Origin of the sequence: Pseudoalteromonas sp. BSi20311, assembly GCF_000239875.1 — a bacterium.
Taxonomy (GTDB): Bacteria; Pseudomonadota; Gammaproteobacteria; order Enterobacterales; family Alteromonadaceae; genus Pseudoalteromonas.
Window position 1 is genome coordinate 1 of sequence record NZ_BADU01000070.1, and the last position, 4,091, is coordinate 4,091.

General features: G+C 39.7%; 3 protein-coding genes. 1 reads left to right on the top strand and 2 read right to left on the bottom strand.

Going from position 1 to position 4,091, the window contains the following annotated elements; translation table 11 throughout:
- Positions 1 to 8: 8 nt before the first annotated feature.
- On the bottom strand, positions 9 to 563 hold the full coding sequence (locus P20311_RS07775) for a TIGR00645 family protein (RefSeq protein WP_008111434.1): 555 nt from the start codon (positions 561 to 563) through the stop codon (positions 9 to 11).
- 243 nt (positions 564 to 806) lie between these two features.
- Here P20311_RS07775 and P20311_RS07780 point away from each other — a divergent pair, with 243 nt between their 5' ends.
- Entirely contained in the window at positions 807 to 1,049 is a 243-nt protein-coding gene (locus P20311_RS07780) for a hypothetical protein (protein WP_008111436.1), read from the top strand.
- A gap of 166 nt (positions 1,050 to 1,215) precedes the next feature.
- On the opposite strand, the gene topA is transcribed toward P20311_RS07780, so the two are convergent.
- Positions 1,216 to 3,924 carry a type I DNA topoisomerase gene (gene topA, locus P20311_RS07785; RefSeq protein ID WP_008111438.1) on the bottom strand — a complete coding sequence of 903 codons (2,709 nt, stop codon included), beginning with the start codon at positions 3,922 to 3,924 and terminating at the stop codon, positions 1,216 to 1,218.
- Between the last annotated feature and the right edge of the window lie 167 nt (positions 3,925 to 4,091).

Here is a 4,091-nt window from a genome sequence, read left to right on the forward strand (position 1 = left end):
AGCATTTTTTAATGGCTAATTGTTTTACTATTTAAGTAATCAGTAAATGCAAACAGTACACCCGACACAACAAAGGTCACGTGTATCAGCACTTTCCAGAGTAATTCATCATTTGAATGAGATGCAGAGCTTATAAACACCTTTAGTAGCTCAACGGCTGAAATGGCGACTATTGCACTAATCAGTTTCATTTTTAAACCAGAAAACCCTACTTTTCCCATCCATACGGGACGGTCCTCATGATTTTCGATATTAAGCTTAGAGACAAAGTTTTCGTAGCCACTGAATATAATAATTAATAAAAGTCCAGCTAACAAAGCGGTATCAACCAAAGTTAATATACCCACCAACAACTCTTGATTACTGGCAGTAAACGTTGCGATCCCCATCAAATACAGCTGTTTAAAAAATTTTATTAGTAATAAAACCACAGCAAATAGTAAACCGACAAAAAATGGGGCTAATAACCAGCGTCCTTTGAATATAAACGACTCAAGAGCATGCTCTACTTTATGAACAGGTTGTATTTTTTTATTTATATTATTTGTATCTGGCTCTGGCATAAGAACACCTAAAAATTAAAACGCGACATTAGCCTAAATTTAGCTGTAACACAATTAGTTAAGGTTAAACACTTTTACGTGATACGCTCATCTTGACGATAAAAATATTTCGTTTCCCTTTATTTTATATTCGATTAAAAATCAATATACCAACAGAGATGTTCTGGCTTGGTTACACTTGTTTTATGTAGGCATTGTATGAATACATAACTCGATTGTTACTCCATTTTTAGGAATAAGAAAATGAATAAAGCATTACTCGCGTTAATCGTTGCACCATTTTTCGTTTTATCTGCTGCTAATGCAGTGGCAAACGATGCTACAGACGCTTCAACTGAGACGATTCAAGAATTCACAGAAATGTGTGTTAGTTGGGCTAAAGAAGACGACGTAAGCAATGAAGAGCTTTATAACTATGTTTTAAAGTGTGTGAATGATGAACTAACATCTGAAGGCTATAACAAAGTCACTGCTGTTAAGATTTAATGAATAATTGAGTGAATTGAACCTAAATTGGTTACATTTTTTAATCCTGTAAAGTAAAAAATCAGATTAGAAATGCCATTGCGATAGGTTTGATTTGACAAAAAAACCGGAACTGTCACAGGCTGTGCGTTCCGGTTTTTTATTACTTAAAGCGGTGAATAATTAATTATTTATCGTCTTTTTTTACTTTTGCTTTCGCTTTACTTTTAGCAGGCGCTTTTTTAGCGGCGGCTTTCTTTTTAGGCGCGGCTTTTTTCTTAGCCTCTTCTACCCATTTGCCACCTTCGTAGTGTGCCGTCCAACCAGTTGCTTTGCCATCAACCTCAGTCATTACATACTGTGATTTATTCTTACGACTGTAACGCACAACAGCAAGATTACCATCAGGATCTTTAGCTGGTGCATCAGCTAGGTAGTAAAACTTAGGCGAAATACGATCTCTAAAACGCTGTAACTCTTCTACTTTGGGGGCGCGTGTTTCTCGTGATTTAGGGAACGTATTTGCTGCTAAGAAAATACCTGCAGCACCGTCACGTAATACAAAATAGGCTTCAGACTTTTCACATTCTAATTCAGGAATATGAACGGGATCTTCTTTTGGTGGCGCGGCTTCGCCATTTTTTAATAACTTACGGGTATTTTTACACTCGTCATTGTTACAGCCAAAATACTTACCAAATCGACCTGATTTTAATTCCATATCAGCGCCACATTTATCACATTCAATAATAGGGCCGTCGTAACCTTTAATTTTAAACGTACCCTCTTCAACCACATGCCCATGACACGCTGGGTTATTACCACACACGTGTAGTTTACGGGTTTCATCGATAAGGTATGAATCCATCGCTGTTTCACAAATTGGACAACGCTTCATTTGCATTAATGTTTCTGTTTCAACGTCTTCAACATCAGCTGCAACCGCTTCATCACCCGACACTAAGTTCATAGTGGTAGTACAGCGCTCTTTAGGTGGCAGGTTATAACCAGTACATCCTAAGAATACGCCCGTTGAAGCAGTACGAATACCCATTTTTCTGCCACACGTTGGGCAGTCAATGTCGGTTTCTACCATTTGATTAAGACGCATACCGCCTTCATCGGGTTCACCTTTGGCAATATTCAATTGCGTTGAAAAATCAGCGTAAAACTTATCGAGAACTTGCGTCCAAACACGCTCACCTTCGGCGATATCATCTAAACGGCCTTCCATTTTAGCGGTAAAATCGAAGTTCATTAAATCGGTAAAGTTTTCAACAAGGCGATCGGTGACAATCTCCCCCATTTTTTCAGCGAAAAAGCGGCGATTTTCTACTCGAACATAGCCACGGTCTTGAATAGTCGAAATGATAGACGCGTAAGTTGAAGGACGGCCAATACCACGTTTTTCAAGTTCTTTAACTAAGCTCGCTTCACTAAAACGTGCTGGCGGCTTGGTAAAGTGCTGCTTAGGATCAAGCTCAACTAAGGTGAGAACTTCACCTTGCTTAACAGCAGGCAGCGATTGATCTTCTTCGTTCTTTTTACGCACTGCTGGCTGTACTTTTGTCCAACCATCAAAGCGAAGCACGCGCCCTTTTGCCTTTAATGTAAAATCATTGGCGGCAACGGTTAATGTGGTTAAGTCGTACTCAGCAGGCACCATTTGACAAGCCACAAACTGGCGCCAAATAAGCTCATAAAGCTTTTTCGCATCGGCATCAACACCTTCAACATGTCCTGAAAGTACCGATACGCTAGAAGGACGAATTGCTTCATGCGCTTCTTGTGCATTGCCTTTTGAACTGTAGTTAATTGGATCTGCTGGTAAATATTTCGCACCAAACTCATTGGTTACATACTCACGACACATCTCAACCGCATCTTTTGATAGATTAGTTGAATCGGTACGCATATAGGTAATATAACCGCCTTCATATAGACGCTGCGCAAGCATCATGGTCTTTTTAACGCCATAACCGAGTCGAGTGCTGGCTGCTTGTTGCATGGTTGAAGTAATAAATGGCGCACTTGGGCGACTCTTACTTGGTTTTTCTTCAACGCTTACAACTTTATATTCGGCACTCTCAAGGCTTTTTACAGCTTCTGTAGCCTGTGCCTCATTTACAGGTTTAAATGGCTTGCCTGCTTGTTTAGTGACTTCTAAACGTAAATCAGACTCGCTATTTTTAACATCTGCATGGATATCCCAAAATTCTTCAGGAATAAACGCTTTAATTTCACGTTCGCGCTCTACTAATAACCGCACTGCAACAGATTGAACTCGTCCTGCCGATAAACCTCGTGCAACTTTAGCCCACAATAAAGGCGAAACCATAAAACCTACAACACGGTCTAGGAAACGACGGGTCTGCTGTGCATAAACCATATCGGTGTTCAATTCACCCGGAGTTTCAAACGCTTGTTGAATTGCATTTTTAGTGATTTCGTTAAACACAACGCGCTTATACTTTTCAGGCTCACCGCCTATCAGCTCTTGAAGGTGCCAAGCAATTGCTTCCCCTTCTCTATCCAAATCCGTTGCGAGATAGATTTGATCAGCATTTTGGGCAAGCTTTTGTAATTCTTGAACAACCTTTTCTTTACCCGGCAATACTTCGTAATGTGGTTCCCACCCTTTTTCAGGATCGATGCCCATACGCGCGACTAAGTTAGAATAGTCACGTTGCTGTTTATACGCTGCTTTCTCATCAGGTGGCATTTTACGAACCTCAGCAGGTGTTTTGCTTGCTGGTACTTTGTTTTTGCCCGATCCTGATGTAGGTAAATCTCGTACGTGCCCAATACTGGACTTAACGATAAAATCATTACCTAAGTATTTATTAATTGTTTTAGCCTTAGCAGGTGACTCTACAATTACTAGCGATTTGCCCATAGTTGCCTATTTCTAACCTAGTTTTTTAAATGTGTTTAGCCGACTCATGCGGCGCGAATATTTATAGGTATATCTACAAACACTAGTTCTTACAAGCTTTTAATACAAACTTTTCAGTATTTACTGAATAAACAAACAATTTCTGTTGTTAATTTAAACAAACCAGC